This window comes from Candidatus Peregrinibacteria bacterium, from assembly GCA_030700255.1.
Lineage (GTDB): Bacteria > Patescibacteriota > Gracilibacteria > UBA1369 > JABINC01 > JABINC01.
This window is the reverse complement of sequence record JAUYJN010000037.1, coordinates 1-16,248: the sequence shown is the minus strand read 5'-3', so window position 1 is coordinate 16,248 and position 16,248 is coordinate 1. Positions and strand designations below refer to the sequence as shown.

Sequence of the window (16,248 nt, the reverse complement as noted above, 5' to 3'; positions counted from 1 at the left end):
TATTGTATTCCATTGATGAAATAGGCTATCATATTAGTGATATTGATTAATTTAGTTAAACATATTAATATGATGAATACGTATACGCTCAAACTTTTTAATACCGGCCAAGTAACTCTCCCAAAAAATTGGCGTGAAAAATACGACACGAAAAATTTTATCGCAAAAGAAACGAAAGATGGTTTGCTTATCCAACCAATTAAAGAAGAGAAAGTCGTTTATTTCGAAAATAAGAAAAGTTTTGGACTTTACTGCGAAGAAGGCTTGCCGATTGATGATATTATAAACAAGATTAAAGAGATCCATGGATCAGATTGAAAAATTCCTGCGAAAAATCGAAAAAAAACTTGCCTTGCAGCTCATGGAGATTTTGCGAGATATTGTGGCGTTGAAACTTGCAGAATACGATGTGCAAAAGATGAAAGGTGTCGAAAATCATTATAGAATCCGTGTAGGTAAAATCAGGATTATTTTTCTCAAAACCTCAAAAAATGGCATCCCGATTTATATGGAGTATCGCGGTAAAGTCTATAAAGGGCTTTGAGTCACTATCTTTCTAATACACCTCCGCCAAATAGCATTTTTCGTAGGCCATTAATTGCGAATTGCATGTCGGTTAAATGCATAGTTTGAAAATTACACTTGCGTTAAATGCTACGTTTTGCTGCAATTTTGTCAATCATTCATTTACAATTTTGCATTTATATGGCAAGTCTATCTCCATTGATTAAATCGGGCAAGACGATATTCACCACAAATGAAATCACTGAACTTTGGGGAACTACCTATGACTCCGCTAGAAATATGATTATGTTGAAAGTACGTAGGGACGAAATGTATAGAATCAAGCCCGGCATTTTCACTTTGAATAAAAACTATAATCAATTTGAGCTTGGCTGCAAAATGATGCCGGGAAGCTATATCTCACTATATTCCGTACTGAAAAAGGAGGGTGTTATTTTTCAAGAGTTTAGCCATGTTTATCTCATAGGCCCTCGTGCTCGTCAAATAGAGATCGAAAAAACGACATATGAATACCATACAATCAAAAAAATGCTCTTCTTGGAACTTGGTGTGAAGTTCAACACTCAATATTCGATTGCGTCTATAGAAAGAGCCATACTTGATTGCTTCACCGTTTTTGATACGGACTTTACAGATTTTAATATTTCAAAATTTAACAAGGAGTTATTTTTAAAATTACTGAAGTTTTATAATAAAAAAGTGCAAAAAAAGGCATCACAATTTTTAAAATATTTCGAATTATGAATTTGGATAAAAGAATCGGTAACCAGCTCGAAGAGTTTAAGAAACTTATTCCCTTGATAAAGAAAAAGCATGGTGATAAGTGGCCGACTATTGACGAACAGCTTGCAGATATGGGGGAATGATCCTCTGTTATTCTACCAATCATGTTCTGTATATACTTAAGTCCGGTTTTTATAAAGAACCCTGATACCAAAGGAATCATCAGAGGCTTCTTAGTGCTATGAAGTCGTTTTATTTGAGGGATTTCCTATTGTTTCCAATAGTAGAGTGTAGTACACTATATAGTAGACTAAGTATTAAACTATATAACTCAATACATATGGCAAAGATTATCACTACGACTCAGGCGCAGAAAAAAATGTGTGAAATAGCAAAAGATATTGAAGTAACGACATATATTGTAACGAACAGAGGTGAGGGTCGCATGGTCATTCTTCCATATTTTGATGGATGTATGGGATGGGTTGAAGATTATTTGGAAGATTTCGAAATGCGGATGAACAAGGAGGCCTTGAAAAAGGAATTGCAAGAATCATTGAAGTCCGGCCTCAGCGATCTTGTAATATAAGACTTCATGAATACATTTCAATTTACGAAAAAAGGCAAAAAGTCACTTAGGGAATTGCCTAAAGATATGCAAAAAAGAATAGAAGAAAGACTGCATTGGTTAAAGTCACATCCGGATATATTTTCAGTAATTGAAACCTTGCAAGACTATTATCCGGCTACGCATCGTGTTAGAGTCGGGAATTATAGAGTACTTGTGCATCACGAAAGCCAGGCCAAATCGAACAACCTGTTCTATGTCTTAAAAATCGGTCATCGAGGTGGGATTTACCGACAATCTATATGAATTCCGTCTTTTACGCCTCTTCGCAGTACACGACCTCCGGCCTATTCGGTGAATAAGTTGTCCGAGAAAATGATTGATTATTTCTTGGAAAAATTTTAACAACTATTTTCTCCCTATATCCCCAAAATGTGCATAACTCACATTTTTAAAGTTCATTTCAGCCCTCCAAAATAAGTTAACTTTTACCCAAAATGTTCGACACTTCGCAATAAATGATTCTTTTTCACACACTATATTAACAAGTTATGCACATTTTTGCACATTCAAAAATTACTTTTGAAGACGAATATTTGTTATCATAAAAATAGCTACCGGAAGGGCTTAACCTTATGTATTTTGTATATGGGGAATTTAGAACCTTTAAATAAAGCCAATAGTTATACACATTTTTTAAATACTTTTACACATTGGTAATAAGCCAAATCTAGTGGACTTCCTTGTTTTATTTTGTTACTCTGATCTCTCGATTTCATCGATTAGCTTACGCTATATCACCGGTTTAATTTATATAAAAATTCAAAGTATATTAAACCACTTATTAGATAAAAAACTAGAGCCTACTATAACTACTAGTTATATATATAAATAAATTAATAAAACTTATTAAAATATATAAAAAAGAAATTGTGCAAATCTCACCTTGTACTTAATGAAAAATCAAATATAATTTTCTCACAAATAAATATGAAATTAACTTGCGAACAAAAAGATTTAAGTCTTGCTCTATCGATTGTAAATAGAGCGATAAGTTCTGGAAACACACTTCTGGTTCTTAACAATATTCTTATCAAGGCCGAAGGTAAGAAGTTGTTTTTTACGGCAACAAATTTGGAAATAGCGATAAATTATTTTATCGAGGCGAATGTTATGAATGAAGGCGCTATAACTATTCCGGCAAAAGTATTTACGAATTACGTTTCACTTTTAAAATCAGGTGAGGTTACGCTTGAGGTTACAGAGGGATTAACGTTAAATATTAAAGCCCATCACGAAAACATTAAAATAAAGGGGATAAAAATCGATGAATTCCCACTTATTCCACAAATAGAAAAGAAGGAAAGTTTTAAAATTTCAGCGAACATGCTTAGTGAAATGGCAAATCAAGTTACATTCTCAGCGTCAAATAATTTATCAAGACCGGTGTTAATGGGGGTTTTATTTGAACTGAAAAACGATGAATTTAAAATGGTAACGACTGATTCGTACAGGCTTTCTGAGAGATCAACACCACTTAAGTCCGAATTAGAATTCACGTGCATAATCCCATCAAGAACAATTTCAGAACTTGCAAAAGTTTTAGAGGATACAAACGACGAGGTTACGGTTTATATATCTAAAAACCAGGTATTGTTTGAACAGAAGGCGCTTTCACTTACATCAAGACTGATTGAGGGAAACTTCCCGGATTATAAGAAAATAATACCAAAGGAGAGTAAAACTTCTGTAAAAATAGACAAAGAGGCGTTTATACTTGGGGTTAAGAAGACTAATTTGTTTGTTAGGGAGCATAATTCCGGCGTTAGAGTTGGGATTGGTGGAAGTAGTATGATGATTCAAACTGAGGAAAATCAAGTTGGAGAGGGGAAGGTGGAAGTAGATATTGAAAAAAACGGTGAAGACAATGAGATAGCGCTTAATGCACAGTTTTTACTTGATGTACTTACTCAGATGAAAGATAAGGATATTATGTTTGAATTGGATGGTAAGCTTTCACCCGTTACAATTAAGTCAGAAAAAGGGGATGGCTACCTTCATATAATTATGCCACTTAGAGTGTAGTAGTTTTTTAATAAGAATGGATAAAATTTTAAGATTCTCTTCTTTTTTTGCGGGGGATCACAATAAGGCGTTGGCTAACATTTTCGAAACATATGAAAACCTCTCAATATCAGGAGCGGGAAATTTTTCGTCAAAGGCATTTATTTTTACATCACTACCGCTCAAAAAACAGCACGTTATTTGGCTAACTACAACAAAATCAGAGCAAGATAGTATAAATAGGAATTTGGAATTTTGGGGATCAACTGATGTTGAAAATTTTGAATTACTAAAACAAGGGGATTTAAGGTTCAATAGCGATGTTGAAAGGATGAATAATATTCATATAATGGATAGGATTTCTCGACTGATGGAGCATCGTCCATATACACTGGTAATAAGATACGAAGATCTTTTTGAAAAAGTTCCAAAGAAAGAATTGATAAAGGAATTAACCATAAATATGAAAATAGGGGACGAAGTGGATACGGTTGAGTTTTTTCATAAACTTATAGAGGCCGGATATGAAATATCTGAAGATGAACATCTTGAAAAGGGGACATATATAAAAAAAGGTGAAGTTATAGAGCTTTTTCCGGTAAATCTTCAATATCCGGTGAAAATAAATCTTGGTTTTGACAAGATAGAATCAATAGAGGTTTCAGACGCACTCGGTACGTATAGAGGGATTAAGGCTGAGCTTGGCTCAGATATATTGAAAGTGTTGCCAATAACAAGTGAGAAAAAGGGTTTTTTACTGGACTATTTAGGTAAAGAAGATTTGGTTGTCGAAGATGAATTAGAGATATTTGATGAATTTTATGAGCAATTTAATACTTTAGTAAGATCGTACAAAGGAAAGGTTAGGTTTTTTGAAATTGCATCATTTATGGAGGATGAGGGGAATCATGAACATTTGCACTATTTATCAGTTTTGAAGTATCAGAACGTGTTAGATATGATCTCGGATTTAAGGGAGAAAAGATTGTCAGGATGGAAAACGGTTCTTTTTACAAAGCATAAAGAAGAGCTTGAAGCGATTTTTAAAGAAAAGGAACTTCCCTACTCATCAGAGCTGGCTAAATTGGATAGAACAAATGAGCGGGGCGGAGAGGTTGTTTTGGTGGGTATGGCAAAAGAAGACGTTTTCCCGGAGCCATTCCAGACTCCAAGCGAAAAAATATTTGTAATTACAGACAGGGAAATAATAGGAATCAAAGAAACCGGAACAGAGAGAACGGTTTCAACAAAGGCATTTTCGGACTTTTTGACATCCCTCAAGCCAAACGACTACGTGGTTCATCAGGATCATGGAATCGGACTTTTCATGGGGCTTGATAAAAAGACGATAGACGAAATCACACGTGAATATTTGAAGATAGGATATGCGGAAAATGATAAATTATACGTTCCGATTGATCAGGCGGACAAGGTGGCGAAGTATATAGCTGGAGAGGATAGTAAGCCGAAGCTGACCAGGCTCGGATCTGCAGAGTGGCAAACGGTTACTTCAAAAGTTCAAAAAGAAACTGAAAAGACAGCAAAAGAATTGCTAGAGTTATATGCCAAAAGGGCGCTCGCTAAAGGTCATAAGTTTATTTATGACACGGATCTTCAAAAACAATTTGAAGAAACTTTTCCGTACGAAGAAACTCCGGGACAGATAAAGGCGATAATAGACGTGAAGAACGACATGGAGACGCCCCAGCCAATGGATAGACTTGTATGTGGGGATGTTGGATTTGGTAAGACGGAAGTTGCGATGAGGGCTGCGTTCAAATGTGTGCAAGGTGGCAAGCAAGTGGCGGTAATCGCACCGATAACAATCCTTGCGGACCAACATTTCAAATCTTTTAAGAAAAGGATGGAGGCTTTTAATATAAGGATAGAGGCTTTGAGTCGATTTCAAACGGTGGCGAAACACAGATGGGTAATAGAAAAATTAAAAAAAGGAGAGGTTGATATAGTTATTGGAACTCACAGATTGCTTTCGGATGATGTTGATTTTAAAAGTTTGGGATTACTAATAATTGATGAGGAGCAGAGGTTTGGGGTCGCTCAAAAGGAAAAGTTTAAAAAATTCAGATCAGAAATAGATATACTTACATTGACTGCGACACCTATACCGAGAACTTTGAATGTGAGTTTGAACGGACTTCGGGATATAACTACGATTACAACGCCGCCGCCGGGAAGACTTCCTGTGGTGACGGAGGTTAGGAGGTATTCAAACGGACTTATCAGGGATGCGATTCTTCGAGAAAAAGAGCGCGGCGGACAGGTGTATTTTTTGCACAATAGAGTTCAGACGATAGAATCGATGGCGGAGAAGCTTCGGGCACTTGTGCCGGAGGCGAAATTTCTTGTTACACATGGAAAATTAAATCCGGCTGAACTGGAAAATAGAATCCTTAGTTTCAAAGATGGTGAGTTTGATGTATTGATTAGTTCGACAATTATTGAAAACGGAATCGATCTTGCGAATGCAAATACATTAATTGTAAATAACGCTGAGAAGTTTGGCCTCGCGCAGCTGTACCAGCTGCGCGGCCGAGTTGGTCGTTCAAAACGACAAGCTTACGCATACTTCCTATACCATTCGGAACGCCTAAAGCTGGATGCCAAAAAACGTCTCCGAGCGATAGTTGAAGCGTCTGAATTAGGAGCCGGATTCCAAATAGCCATGAAGGATCTAGAGATCCGTGGAGCCGGAGATGTGCTCGGAGTAAATCAATCGGGAACGATCAATGTAGTAGGGGTAAGTCATTTCATGCGCATGTTAAAGAAGGCCGTAGATGATCTAAAAGAGGGTCGTAAAGGTGACAGATTGCAAGAGGCTGAGGACGAGGAGGAAGTTACAATTGAAGTCCCTCTAAACGCATACATACCGGATGAATACATTTTGAATTCCAAAGAAAAAATATCTGTTTATCAAAGGCTTTCAAATGCAGACACAAAGAAATATTTGGACGAACTTCAAAACGATATAGTTGAAGAACATGGACGAATGCCAAAAGAAGTTCTCAACTTATTCACAGTTCTAAATTTAAAGATTCTTGCAAAGACCGCCCACATCATCAACGTGAAGGCCGAAAATATTCACAAGAAAGAAAAACAAGAAATAGTTTTGCAGATGGGCGTAAAGATCAAACCTGAGAACATCATCAACATGCTCAACTTCAACGCAAACTGGCGTATCACCGGCACCCGCCTTCGTATCCGCACCGCCGACTTAACGGGCGACTGGGTAAAAGGCCTCGAAGATAGTTTGAAGGCCCTCCAAGGTAGTGTAAAAAAGAAGTAGCTATAAGCCCTCCACAAAAGCCTCCTTTTCGTGTATAATAATTGGATGTATTATATGTTTTTTAGATGGAAAGCTGTAAAACAAACAAAAAGGTAGGCCTGACGTTAGGGGGTGGCGGCGCAAGGGGCTTTGCACACATCGGCGCTTACGAGGTGCTGATAAAACATGGGATTCCGATTCATTGCATTACAGGATGTAGTATAGGGGCTATAGTTGGGGCCGGTATCGCTCAAGGGAAAAGCCCGGAAGAATTACTTGAAATAGTAAAAGAATTTGCGGACCATAAACCGATTGGCATAAAAGACCTGGGGTTTGGTAATGGAAGTATTTTTAGCGGTAACTCAATTTTAAGAAGTCTTAAAAAGCTAATTCCGGAAGATTTGGAGTTTAAAGATTTAAAAATTCCACTCAGTGTAAATGCTGTAGATTTGGAAAGTGGAGAACAGATCGTGTTCGACTCGGGGAATGTTTTAGAGGCGGTAATGGCATCAAGCGCCCTACCCGGCCTTTACCCGCCTGTGTTTTATCAAGATCGGCTTTTTGTGGACGGAGGCGTTGTAAACTCAATTCCGGTTGATATTTGTAGGGGAATGGGGGCTGAAATAATAATTGCGGTCGACCTTAAGTCGTATGTGTCCCAACAAAATATGGCTGGTATGATATATCATTTTTATGTTCAGCCGAAAAAAGAAGAAAAGTACCATTTGTCTATTAAGAAGGGCAGAATCAAAGAAACTAAGTTGAAATTAGCATTTCCGGTTAATGTGATGATGAGAGCGTTAGCCATAACGGAAAGAAGGAGTGCGGAGAGAATTATGGAAATGATTAATCCTGAGTTTGTAATACACCCGGAGGTTAGTGATTTTGGAATGCTTGATTTTGAACAGTATGCGGATATTTATGATGAGGGACGGCGCGCAGCCGAAGACATAGCCATTGAGATTCTAGAAAGTATTGATGCTTAAAATAAGCCTTGCATGGGTAGGGTAGGCTTTAGTCAGACCTATTTTAGCCTCAAGAGGGACTTAGATAAATTTGTATTTTTTTGATTAAGTCTATAAAGTGGGGTTGAATTTATGGAAGAATTTTGCGAGTATCAAGAATCAAAATATTTATTATTTTTTAATTAAAAAATATGGAAAAAGAAATAAAGTTGGTGCAAATCAACGAAAAAGTGGAAGACTTCACGGCGGAGGCTTTTCACGCAAACAAGATGGCAAAGGTAAAACTTTCTGACTACGCTGGCAAGTGGGTGGTGATGTTTTTCTACCCTGCGGACTTTACATTTATATGTCCGACAGAGCTCAAAGAGATGGCAGAATTGTACGAAGAGTTTCAAAAAGAAGGGGCTGAAATTCTTTCTGTGAGTACGGACACGGCGTTTGTGCACAAGGCGTGGTGGGATCATTCAAAGGCTATAAATTTAGTAAAGTTCCCAATGCTTGCAGATCCTACCGGAAATATTTGCAGACAATTTGGAACGTTGATTGCGAGCGAAGGGCTTTCGCTCCGCGGAAGTTATGTTATCGATCCGGATGGGGTTTTGAAAGCATACGAACTACATGACAACTCAGTGGGACGAAGCGCTGCGGAGCTCCTGCGTAAGGTTCAAGCTGCAAAATTTGTACGTGAGCATGGCGGTGAAGTTTGCCCTGCGAACTGGAAACCGGGAGCAGAAACTCTTAAACCGGGAATAGACCTGATTGGAAAAATTTAATTTTTAACTTTAATGACCATGTACACTCAAAAAGATTACTCATACTTGCTTGGGACCCCCGGGTTTTCAGACACGCTTTTGAACAACCATTTTAAGTTGTATGCGGGGTATGTAAATGCAACAAATACACTTATAGACAAACTTCGAGCCGGAACTTATGCAGCGGGTACACCGGAGTACAATGAACTCACAAGAAGGTTTGGTTGGGAATATAACGGTATGCGACTTCATGAATTATATTTTGGAAATATGAAAAACGGAGGCACTCCACTTGGAGACGGAAGCCTCAAGACAGCTATTGAATCCACTTGGGGATCTTTGGAAAATTGGCAAAAAGACTTTTTATCCATAGGTGGAATGCGTGGCATAGGTTGGGTCGTTTTGTCATGGGATAGAGATCAAAACGCATTATTTAACGTGTGGATTAACGAGCATGATACGGGGCATCTCGCAGGAGCCACCCCCCTTCTTGTCATGGATGTTTTTGAACACGCCTTCATCACAGACTACGCCCTCTCCCGAGCTGATTATATGTCCGCCTTCATGAATGCTATTGATTGGAGTGTGGCGGATGCTCGCCTTATATAAAAAACGCCTTGACGTATTCCGAATGTAGTTTTAGAATTACTTCTTATTTAAATCATATAATATGAAAAATAATTCTAGGTCTTTTGAGTTTCTTCAAAGCCCTACGTTGAAGACTTTGCTTGAAGGTACGCCTATGGGTGAGGCATTAAAGAAAGGGATGCCCAACATAACCCAGGATGATAAGGCCGATAGAGCTTTTATGAAAAGGGTACTTACACTCGCAAGTACAGATCCGGAAATTCTGCAACAAATAGTTGAGGCTCGTATAAACCTTAATAACGGTTTGAAAATTACGGAAGACCAGGCGCGTCTTTTATTGACACAGCTTGAATGCCCGGGGTTTAATGGCGTAAGTTTGGATGTATCAGGCTATAGTTTCGACGAAGTGCGTATGAATGGAGCTCGAGTCGGAGGGGATTTAAAAATGGCTGGTTGCAAGGTTAAAGGAGATAACTTTCAAGTAGATATGGCTGTCGGAGGGAGCAACGTTCAAAGGAATATGAATGTCGGAGGGAGCAACTATCAAGGGAATATGAACGTCAGAAAGAACAACTATCAAGAAGGTATGAATGTCAGAAGGAGCAACCTTCAAGAATGTATGAATGTCGGAGGGAACAACTGTCAAGTAGATATGGCTGTCGGAGGGAGCAACGTTCAAAGGAATATGAATGTCGGAGGAAGCAACCTTCAAGAATGTATGAATGTCGGAGGGGCCAACTTTCAAGGGAATATGAATGTCAGAGGGGTCAACTTTCAATCCAGAATGACTGTTGGAAGGGGCAACGATCAAAGGAATATGAATGTAGGAGGGGGCAACCATCAAGGCGAAATGACTGTTGGAGGAACTGACGTTCGACCGGCTCGTTAAAATAGCTCGCCTTTGAAATTTTCACTTTTAAAAACTTTCCCTGTTGGGCTGATTATCATCGCCTCGACGGGGATTTTTTTATCTTCTAATAATTCTTTAGCTTTCTCATAACCCATTGCAAATAGCGCCGTCGCGTAAGCGTCGGCGATCATCGCAGTAGGCGATTGTACGTACACTCCAATCATATTAGCCGCAGGCTTACCGCTACTTGGGTCAATGAGGTGATGTTTGCCATCTCCCCATTTACGTAAATTTGGATTGCTCGAAGTGCATGCGAATCCGTCGGCAACTGTGAATCCTATAGCTTCATCACGATGTATCGGATGTCCGAAGTGTACTTTCCAGCCCTCACCTTTTTCATCCTTTCCTTTGCAAAATATATCACCGCCACCATCTATGCAAAAATTTTCGTAACCGTTCAAAATTAAAATTTCAGACATGCGATCTATCGCATACCCCTTGCCGAACCCTCCGAGCTCTATTTGTGCTGAGATTTTTACTTTTTTATTTTTTTCATCTAATTCCACGGTGCCGCTCTTGCCGGGCTTTCCATCTTGAAACGTGTAATCCTTGTCGTACCCTAATCCATCCAAGACACTTTTTACCGTAATATCAAATGCGCCGTTTGTATTTTCAAAAACACCATTTGCAAACGTAAGTAATTCAAAAAACTCCAGGCTGACAGCAGCCCACTCATTAAGTTTTGAATTTAAATCCGCCAGTTCATTGTTATCGATAAATCGTGAATACATATTTTCAATTCGCGCACCTTCCGCAAAAAGTTTTTCCAAAAGATCGTCACAGTCAAAACCATCCTCGTGCACGATAGAAAATTGGAACATACTTCCAATCATTTCTTTGTTCGCATTTGTGCAAATCAGCATAATTAGTTTTTCGCAGAAGCCTTGATAGAACTTATAGCTTGGTTAAAAGCCATAAGTGTAAGTGAAGACGTACTTATTTTTGAGAAGGCGCCGATATCGGTAAGTTTTTTACCAATGATTAGGGCGGGAGCTGCATTTTTTACGGCGCTTTGAAATTTTATGCTCGTTTCATTTGATGCGTGGGGCACTAGGTTTACTGCGGTCACGATATCGTTATCAAGCGTCAGAGAAACGGAAATGCTCTCATTTCCCGCAGGGCTTAAGTAGCCCGCCTCCGCTGAGTATGTCCCGTTTTTATATGCTAGCATCATTTCCATCATAGGCGTGGAGCCATCCATCATTGCACTATTCTCGGTATTCATAGGCATAGCCCTCGGCGTAGGCTCAGGCGTTGAAACTGGGGTTGGCGCAACCGGCTTCTTTTCGCTCATCACCGTACCATCCTCGACATCCGAGTCAAAAAGCTCATCGCCAAAGCACCCATACGCAAAAAGTGCTCCGGTTACGATCATAATTAGCAAAAAGTAACGTATTGTTTTTTCCATATAATATAAGGTAATCTAAATTTAATAAATCGTACAAAAATATCCCACAACATATGCTAAAAAACAAGCTTAACCCATTGCAACAATTCACAATCTTCCTATCAATTTATAGCGTCGTTGCTACCGGTTTTAATTTTAGCAATGAAGTGATTTTGCACTTACTGGCAACTCTTGGATTTGGAGTTGTTTTATTTTATGTTCTTCAGAAAATTTCAAAAAAGAAAAAATCAATTTGGAATACGATAGCTACATGTTTGATAATTTTCTTGATATTAGGTTTTAGCGAGGACATCGCCGAATTTATTTATTCTCTGCTCGCTACATTTATAGCTGTGATTTTTAAATTTTTCTTTGAATGGAAAGGTCGACCGATTATCAATCCGGCGGTATTTGCACTTTTGGTTTTGGTAAGCGTTGCAGCGTTGATACCAGGTATGGAGAGTCCATTTATATCATGGTGGGGAGCTTCATTTAAAGAGCCTTTGGCGCTTGTTTTGCTTCTCGTTTGGGTGCTTTCAGGGCTCAATGTATGGAAAAAATGGCCATTATTTGTAAGCTTTTTGGTTCCATATGCAGCGCTTGTGTATTTCTTACAAGGAGAGGAGTTTTTTGAATTTATATTTACTAGCGGGACCATATTTTTCTTTGCGGCAATTATGTTGATTGAGCCAAAAACCTCACCGATCAAAAGAAATCAGCAAATAATATGTGGAATTCTAACCGCAATAGTTTATCCAGCGCTCATGTATTATGGCGCAAGCAATACAGAGCTACTCTCCCTAGCTGCTATGAATTTATTGAATTTCGGATTTATACTTTATCCTCGAAAATAATATTTGCCACCTCTTTAAAAAAATCATTTCTCCCCTTTGGTAGGTCAGGTTTTCTTTTTGGATAGGTGTAGTTTGTGAGTATTACTAAGCCCTTTTGAAGGGCTTTATCTATCATTATTACGGAGCCGGTGAAACCGGTTTTGCCGATGCGATTTTCATGATGGTCTCCCATATAGGGCTTTGAAGTTTCCCAGCCAAGGCTTGATGGCAAAGCTTTTTTCAAGATCGCTTCAAGAAATTTTAGCAAATCAGGCGCCGTTGAAAACACGCCGGCTGCGCCGGCGACAATCTTTTCGCGCAATTTCCAAGAACTTTCATCATGCACCTCTCCGCGAATTTCGCGCCCTCGCCAGTCATCAAACTCCGTTGCAATAATTCTTTCAAAATCCAAATCCTCAGGGTGAAAAGATGTATCATTCATTTCAAGTGGCTCAAATATTTCTCTCGTCGCAATCTCATCAAGAGCTCCTCCATAAACATTCTCAACCACCAGCCCTAATAAAATACTCGTAGCATTTGTATAATAATATTTTTCACCTGGAAGACTTTTAAATTCAGTTGTAAATATTACATTCAAGATTTCATCAGCAGATAAATTTTTATAATCCGATAGTCTAAAATCATAATCCAAGCCCTGCGTGAGCAGGTGAAAAATCTTCACATTTTCTCGATCGCTATTTGCAAATTCGGGCACATAATCAATCAGCTTGTCATCTAATTTAATTCGCCCTTCGTCGATTAATTTTAAAGCTAAAGTCGAAGTCGGCACGACCTTGGTAACTGAAGCGACGTCAAAAATTGAATCTTCACAAGCCTCGCCAAAGCTTCGCACATCGGACAATCCATTTTCAACCACCCCAATAACACAGGCCGAAAAAACACCCTTATTCATCGCCCCCTCCACAACTTTAGGCAGCCTTTCATCATTCATATTTGGCTGATTATTTCAACTTACTTATGTCATCCAGCACCTCCGCCACATGCTTGAGCGGATTTACTTTTACATAATGCTTAATAATTTTCCCGTTCTCATCAATTAAGAAAGAATCCCTTTGAAGTCCCATATATTTTTTGCCAAACATGGATTTCTCTACTAGCACCGAGTACTCCTTACAAACCTCTTTTTCGATATCTGCAAGTAGTGGGAAATTCAAACTATGCTTTGCAACAAACTTTTTATGAGATTCGACCGAGTCAGTACTTACTCCAAGCACCTGCACACCTTTGCCCTTTAAAATATTCAAATTGTCACGAAAGCTGCACGCTTCGACAGTACAACCGGGGGTTGCATCTTTTGGATAAAAATACAAAAGAACTTTTTGATCTCTAAAATCTGATAACGTATGAAGTTCCCAATCTTGATCCTGCAGCGTAAAATCCGGCGCCATATCCCCAACTTTTAACATAAAAAAATCTTTAAAAAATAACATCAAAAACATACCATCAAACTTAATTTTTACAAAGCTTATACATCTCGCTGGAGTTTACCCATAAAAACTGTTAAGGGTATTTTTTTATAAAGGACGGGCCTTTAACTCTCTAAATTTCGCCTGCCCCAATTCTAAAAATTCATCAAGCTCAGCTCTGGTTAGCCCTGTCGTCTTAGCCACTATATGAAGACGCTTCTCACAGTCATCAGTTCCACTTGTAAGTCGGTTTTTAAGTTCGCTACTTCTTGCGGAAACAGCACCTTCAACTCCTAGGCTTAACGTTATAACTTCGCCAGTCTCGGGAGTTACAGTATTCCAGGCCAGGGTTCTGACATAGTCATGAAAAAATTTCCTTACAACATCGGGGTTATAGTCTATGCCGTCAGTCGCTCGCCTTAAGTCAAATTCATTTGTTTGCCTTGCCATTCGTGGAATTTCAGCATTTCCATCCACGCCTGGGCGTGGGACGTTCCATTCGCTTCGCAAAATATCACCGGTTAAATTAACGGATAAAAAAGAGGATTTATCTTGAACAACCGGGTAGGTATTTGCACGCAAAGGCTTTTCGCTAGAAAGTTCATCAAGGTACATTGGGTCTCGCATGCTTAACGTCGGATCTAGATACGCCCGCTCGCTGCCCTCAGTTAAGATTCCAAAATGATACCCTGCCGCAATATAAAGCGCTTCCTGGCCAGCCCCTCTAATCTTCTCAATCATCCTTGTGACCTGGTCATAACAGTCGCCACCGAGCTTTTCAGGAAGCCCGGCTTCTTCCATCAAGCGGCAAGTTGTCGCAATGTTATTAAACGGATAGTTCGTATTTCCATCTGTTAAAATTGCTTCCAAATCAATTGAACATTCTAAATTCGTAGCAGTAGCAGATTGTGTCATAAAAAAAATATTAAAATCAAGAAAGCAGTTAACAGCAAAAACGGGTTGTTTGTCAATAGCCTTCTTTATACTTGTTTTTTTAATATGGTGGAGATGGGGGGAGTCGAACCCCCGTCCAAAAATGAGAAACGCATACGTCTACATGTGTAGCTTATTCTGTTGGTTTGAGAACCTAAAAGTGATAGAGAACAAGCAAAAGCCACAATTAAGTTCTAGTAGTAATTTTTAGAGGTTTTGCGCTACTAACACACAAACCCTCGAGCCTTATGAATGACACTTCGTTTCCTTATAAGACGTCCGGAGCGAAGCGACTTTCCCAAAAAGGGGAAAGGTTTATGCAGCGAATGCGAAAGATGGTGCCACAGAAGCGGCTTCTCTATTCATTGCAGCTGCAATGTTTTTAAATGCGTTAGCACTTAGATTTGCGCTGGACGGATATTCCGGCGGACAGCGCGACGCCGTACACGCAATATGAATTTCTTTATCATTCTTGTCGAAACCATGTACATCCCCACTTTTCAAGGAGCTATGCAACACGCGTAAGCTTGTGTTGCGAAATAAGGTCGTGAAGCATTCACTCTTTGCGTAAGCAACATTGTCATTTTGCCTTCAAGCAATCCTTATCCTTTTTACAGGACCTGTATTTTAAGTTAAAAATCAGTAATTGTCTAGGATCAACAGACTTTTCCACACGTCTAAGCGTCCAGTATAGTGTTCAAATAGGTCCCAGGGGTTACAATCTCAAAAGGAAAATCGGTAATCTCCATTTTTTTACCCATGAAATCTTTTTTATCGAGAGTGATAAGAAAATCTACTTTTAAATTGATGGCAGAGGCTAAAATAGGAACATCCTTCATAGCAATTGCCTTGTGAAGATTGGCTAATTGCCTGCTTGTAGTTTTTTTTGAATCAACCTCCGTTAAAATAACAACTAATTTATAAAAATCAGGCAGCTTCTCCTTACCAAGTTTTTTCTCAATATTGATCTTAGCTTCTTTTAGGGCGTATTCGCTCGTGACAATCGAGAACAGCCCTTTATTCGCTAGTTGAAAAAGATAATTTGAACCCCCAACTTTTGAGTAGACGGCTGAGAAAAATATATTTGCATCAAGAAAAAGTACGTCCATAGTCAGAAGGTTTATTTACCAAGTAGTGAATTCAATTTTTTGGGATAAGGGAATTTTTTGCGGGCTGATGTTATGAATTTTCGAGTAAATAATGCATCATCTTTTGCTTCCTTTTTTTCGCCAATCCTCTGTGAACCCCCAGCTTGCCTTTCCAGTGTGCAAAGGAACCATCACAGCTGTT

The 16,248-nt window shown here is 38.9% G+C and carries 19 protein-coding genes and 1 other RNA gene; 13 read left to right on the top strand and 7 right to left on the bottom strand.

Going from position 1 to position 16,248, the window contains the following annotated elements; all coding sequences use genetic code 11:
• The first annotated feature begins 69 nt into the window (after positions 1-69).
• From Q8P68_04735 to Q8P68_04680, 12 genes are all read left to right on the top strand, one after another.
• Positions 70-318: an AbrB/MazE/SpoVT family DNA-binding domain-containing protein gene (locus Q8P68_04735; protein ID MDP4008468.1), complete on the top strand. Its 249-nt coding sequence runs from the start codon at positions 70-72 to the stop codon at positions 316-318.
• Complete coding sequence (locus Q8P68_04730) at positions 305-544, top strand: hypothetical protein (protein ID MDP4008467.1); 240 nt, start codon at positions 305-307, stop codon at positions 542-544. Before Q8P68_04735 ends, Q8P68_04730 begins: the two co-directional genes overlap by 14 nt.
• A 161-nt stretch (positions 545-705) precedes the next feature.
• Complete coding sequence (locus tag Q8P68_04725; protein ID MDP4008466.1) at positions 706-1,269, top strand: hypothetical protein; 564 nt, start codon at positions 706-708, stop codon at positions 1,267-1,269.
• Complete coding sequence (locus tag Q8P68_04720) at positions 1,266-1,391, top strand: hypothetical protein (protein ID MDP4008465.1); 126 nt, start codon at positions 1,266-1,268, stop codon at positions 1,389-1,391. Before Q8P68_04725 ends, Q8P68_04720 begins: the two co-directional genes overlap by 4 nt.
• A gap of 197 nt (positions 1,392-1,588) precedes the next feature.
• Positions 1,589-1,837, top strand: a complete 249-nt coding sequence (locus Q8P68_04715) for a hypothetical protein (GenBank protein MDP4008464.1) — start codon at positions 1,589-1,591, stop codon at positions 1,835-1,837.
• 6 nt (positions 1,838-1,843) lie between these two features.
• Positions 1,844-2,122: a type II toxin-antitoxin system RelE/ParE family toxin gene (locus Q8P68_04710; protein ID MDP4008463.1), complete on the top strand. Its 279-nt coding sequence runs from the start codon at positions 1,844-1,846 to the stop codon at positions 2,120-2,122.
• 684 nt (positions 2,123-2,806) lie between these two features.
• The gene (gene dnaN / locus Q8P68_04705) at positions 2,807-3,901 is read left to right on the top strand and encodes a DNA polymerase III subunit beta (protein ID MDP4008462.1); all 1,095 of its coding nucleotides are present in this window, start codon (positions 2,807-2,809) and stop codon (positions 3,899-3,901) included.
• Between the two features lie 16 nt (positions 3,902-3,917).
• Positions 3,918-7,184: a transcription-repair coupling factor gene (gene mfd, locus Q8P68_04700; GenBank protein ID MDP4008461.1), complete on the top strand. Its 3,267-nt coding sequence runs from the start codon at positions 3,918-3,920 to the stop codon at positions 7,182-7,184.
• A 65-nt stretch (positions 7,185-7,249) separates the two neighbouring features.
• Positions 7,250-8,149: a patatin-like phospholipase family protein gene (locus Q8P68_04695; protein ID MDP4008460.1), complete on the top strand. Its 900-nt coding sequence runs from the start codon at positions 7,250-7,252 to the stop codon at positions 8,147-8,149.
• A gap of 188 nt (positions 8,150-8,337) precedes the next feature.
• Positions 8,338-8,901: a redoxin domain-containing protein gene (locus Q8P68_04690; protein ID MDP4008459.1), complete on the top strand. Its 564-nt coding sequence runs from the start codon at positions 8,338-8,340 to the stop codon at positions 8,899-8,901.
• Positions 8,902-8,919: 18 nt separating this feature from the next.
• Positions 8,920-9,489: a Fe-Mn family superoxide dismutase gene (locus Q8P68_04685; protein MDP4008458.1), complete on the top strand. Its 570-nt coding sequence runs from the start codon at positions 8,920-8,922 to the stop codon at positions 9,487-9,489.
• A 61-nt stretch (positions 9,490-9,550) separates the two neighbouring features.
• Positions 9,551-10,357, top strand: coding sequence for a hypothetical protein (locus tag Q8P68_04680; protein ID MDP4008457.1), 807 nt, complete (start codon positions 9,551-9,553; stop codon positions 10,355-10,357).
• Here Q8P68_04680 and Q8P68_04675 read toward each other — a convergent pair.
• Both Q8P68_04675 and Q8P68_04670 read right to left on the bottom strand, forming a co-directional pair.
• Positions 10,354-11,241, bottom strand: coding sequence for an FAD:protein FMN transferase (locus Q8P68_04675; protein ID MDP4008456.1), 888 nt, complete (start codon positions 11,239-11,241; stop codon positions 10,354-10,356). The genes Q8P68_04680 and Q8P68_04675 overlap by 4 nt on opposite strands.
• Before the next feature lie 2 nt (positions 11,242-11,243).
• Positions 11,244-11,786, bottom strand: coding sequence for a hypothetical protein (locus Q8P68_04670; protein ID MDP4008455.1), 543 nt, complete (start codon positions 11,784-11,786; stop codon positions 11,244-11,246).
• Between the two features lie 53 nt (positions 11,787-11,839).
• Here Q8P68_04670 and Q8P68_04665 point away from each other — a divergent pair, with 53 nt between their 5' ends.
• Positions 11,840-12,619, top strand: coding sequence for a hypothetical protein (locus tag Q8P68_04665; GenBank protein ID MDP4008454.1), 780 nt, complete (start codon positions 11,840-11,842; stop codon positions 12,617-12,619).
• On the opposite strand, the gene Q8P68_04660 is transcribed toward Q8P68_04665, so the two are convergent.
• The 5 genes from Q8P68_04660 to Q8P68_04640 all read right to left on the bottom strand — a co-directional run bounded on the left by Q8P68_04660 (position 12,597) and on the right by Q8P68_04640 (position 16,067).
• Complete coding sequence (locus tag Q8P68_04660; protein ID MDP4008453.1) at positions 12,597-13,550, bottom strand: serine hydrolase domain-containing protein; 954 nt, start codon at positions 13,548-13,550, stop codon at positions 12,597-12,599. The genes Q8P68_04665 and Q8P68_04660 overlap by 23 nt on opposite strands.
• Before the next feature lie 10 nt (positions 13,551-13,560).
• Positions 13,561-14,025, bottom strand: a complete 465-nt coding sequence (gene bcp / locus Q8P68_04655; GenBank protein MDP4008452.1) for a thioredoxin-dependent thiol peroxidase — start codon at positions 14,023-14,025, stop codon at positions 13,561-13,563.
• 108 nt (positions 14,026-14,133) lie between these two features.
• On the bottom strand, positions 14,134-14,940 hold the full coding sequence (locus tag Q8P68_04650) for a hypothetical protein (GenBank protein MDP4008451.1): 807 nt from the start codon (positions 14,938-14,940) through the stop codon (positions 14,134-14,136).
• A gap of 85 nt (positions 14,941-15,025) precedes the next feature.
• Positions 15,026-15,453, bottom strand: a transfer-messenger RNA (tmRNA) gene (gene ssrA / locus Q8P68_04645).
• A gap of 182 nt (positions 15,454-15,635) precedes the next feature.
• Positions 15,636-16,067 (bottom strand): putative toxin-antitoxin system toxin component, PIN family, encoded by a 432-nt coding sequence (locus Q8P68_04640; GenBank protein MDP4008450.1) that lies wholly within the window; start codon positions 16,065-16,067, stop codon positions 15,636-15,638.
• Positions 16,068-16,248 lie beyond the last annotated feature (181 nt).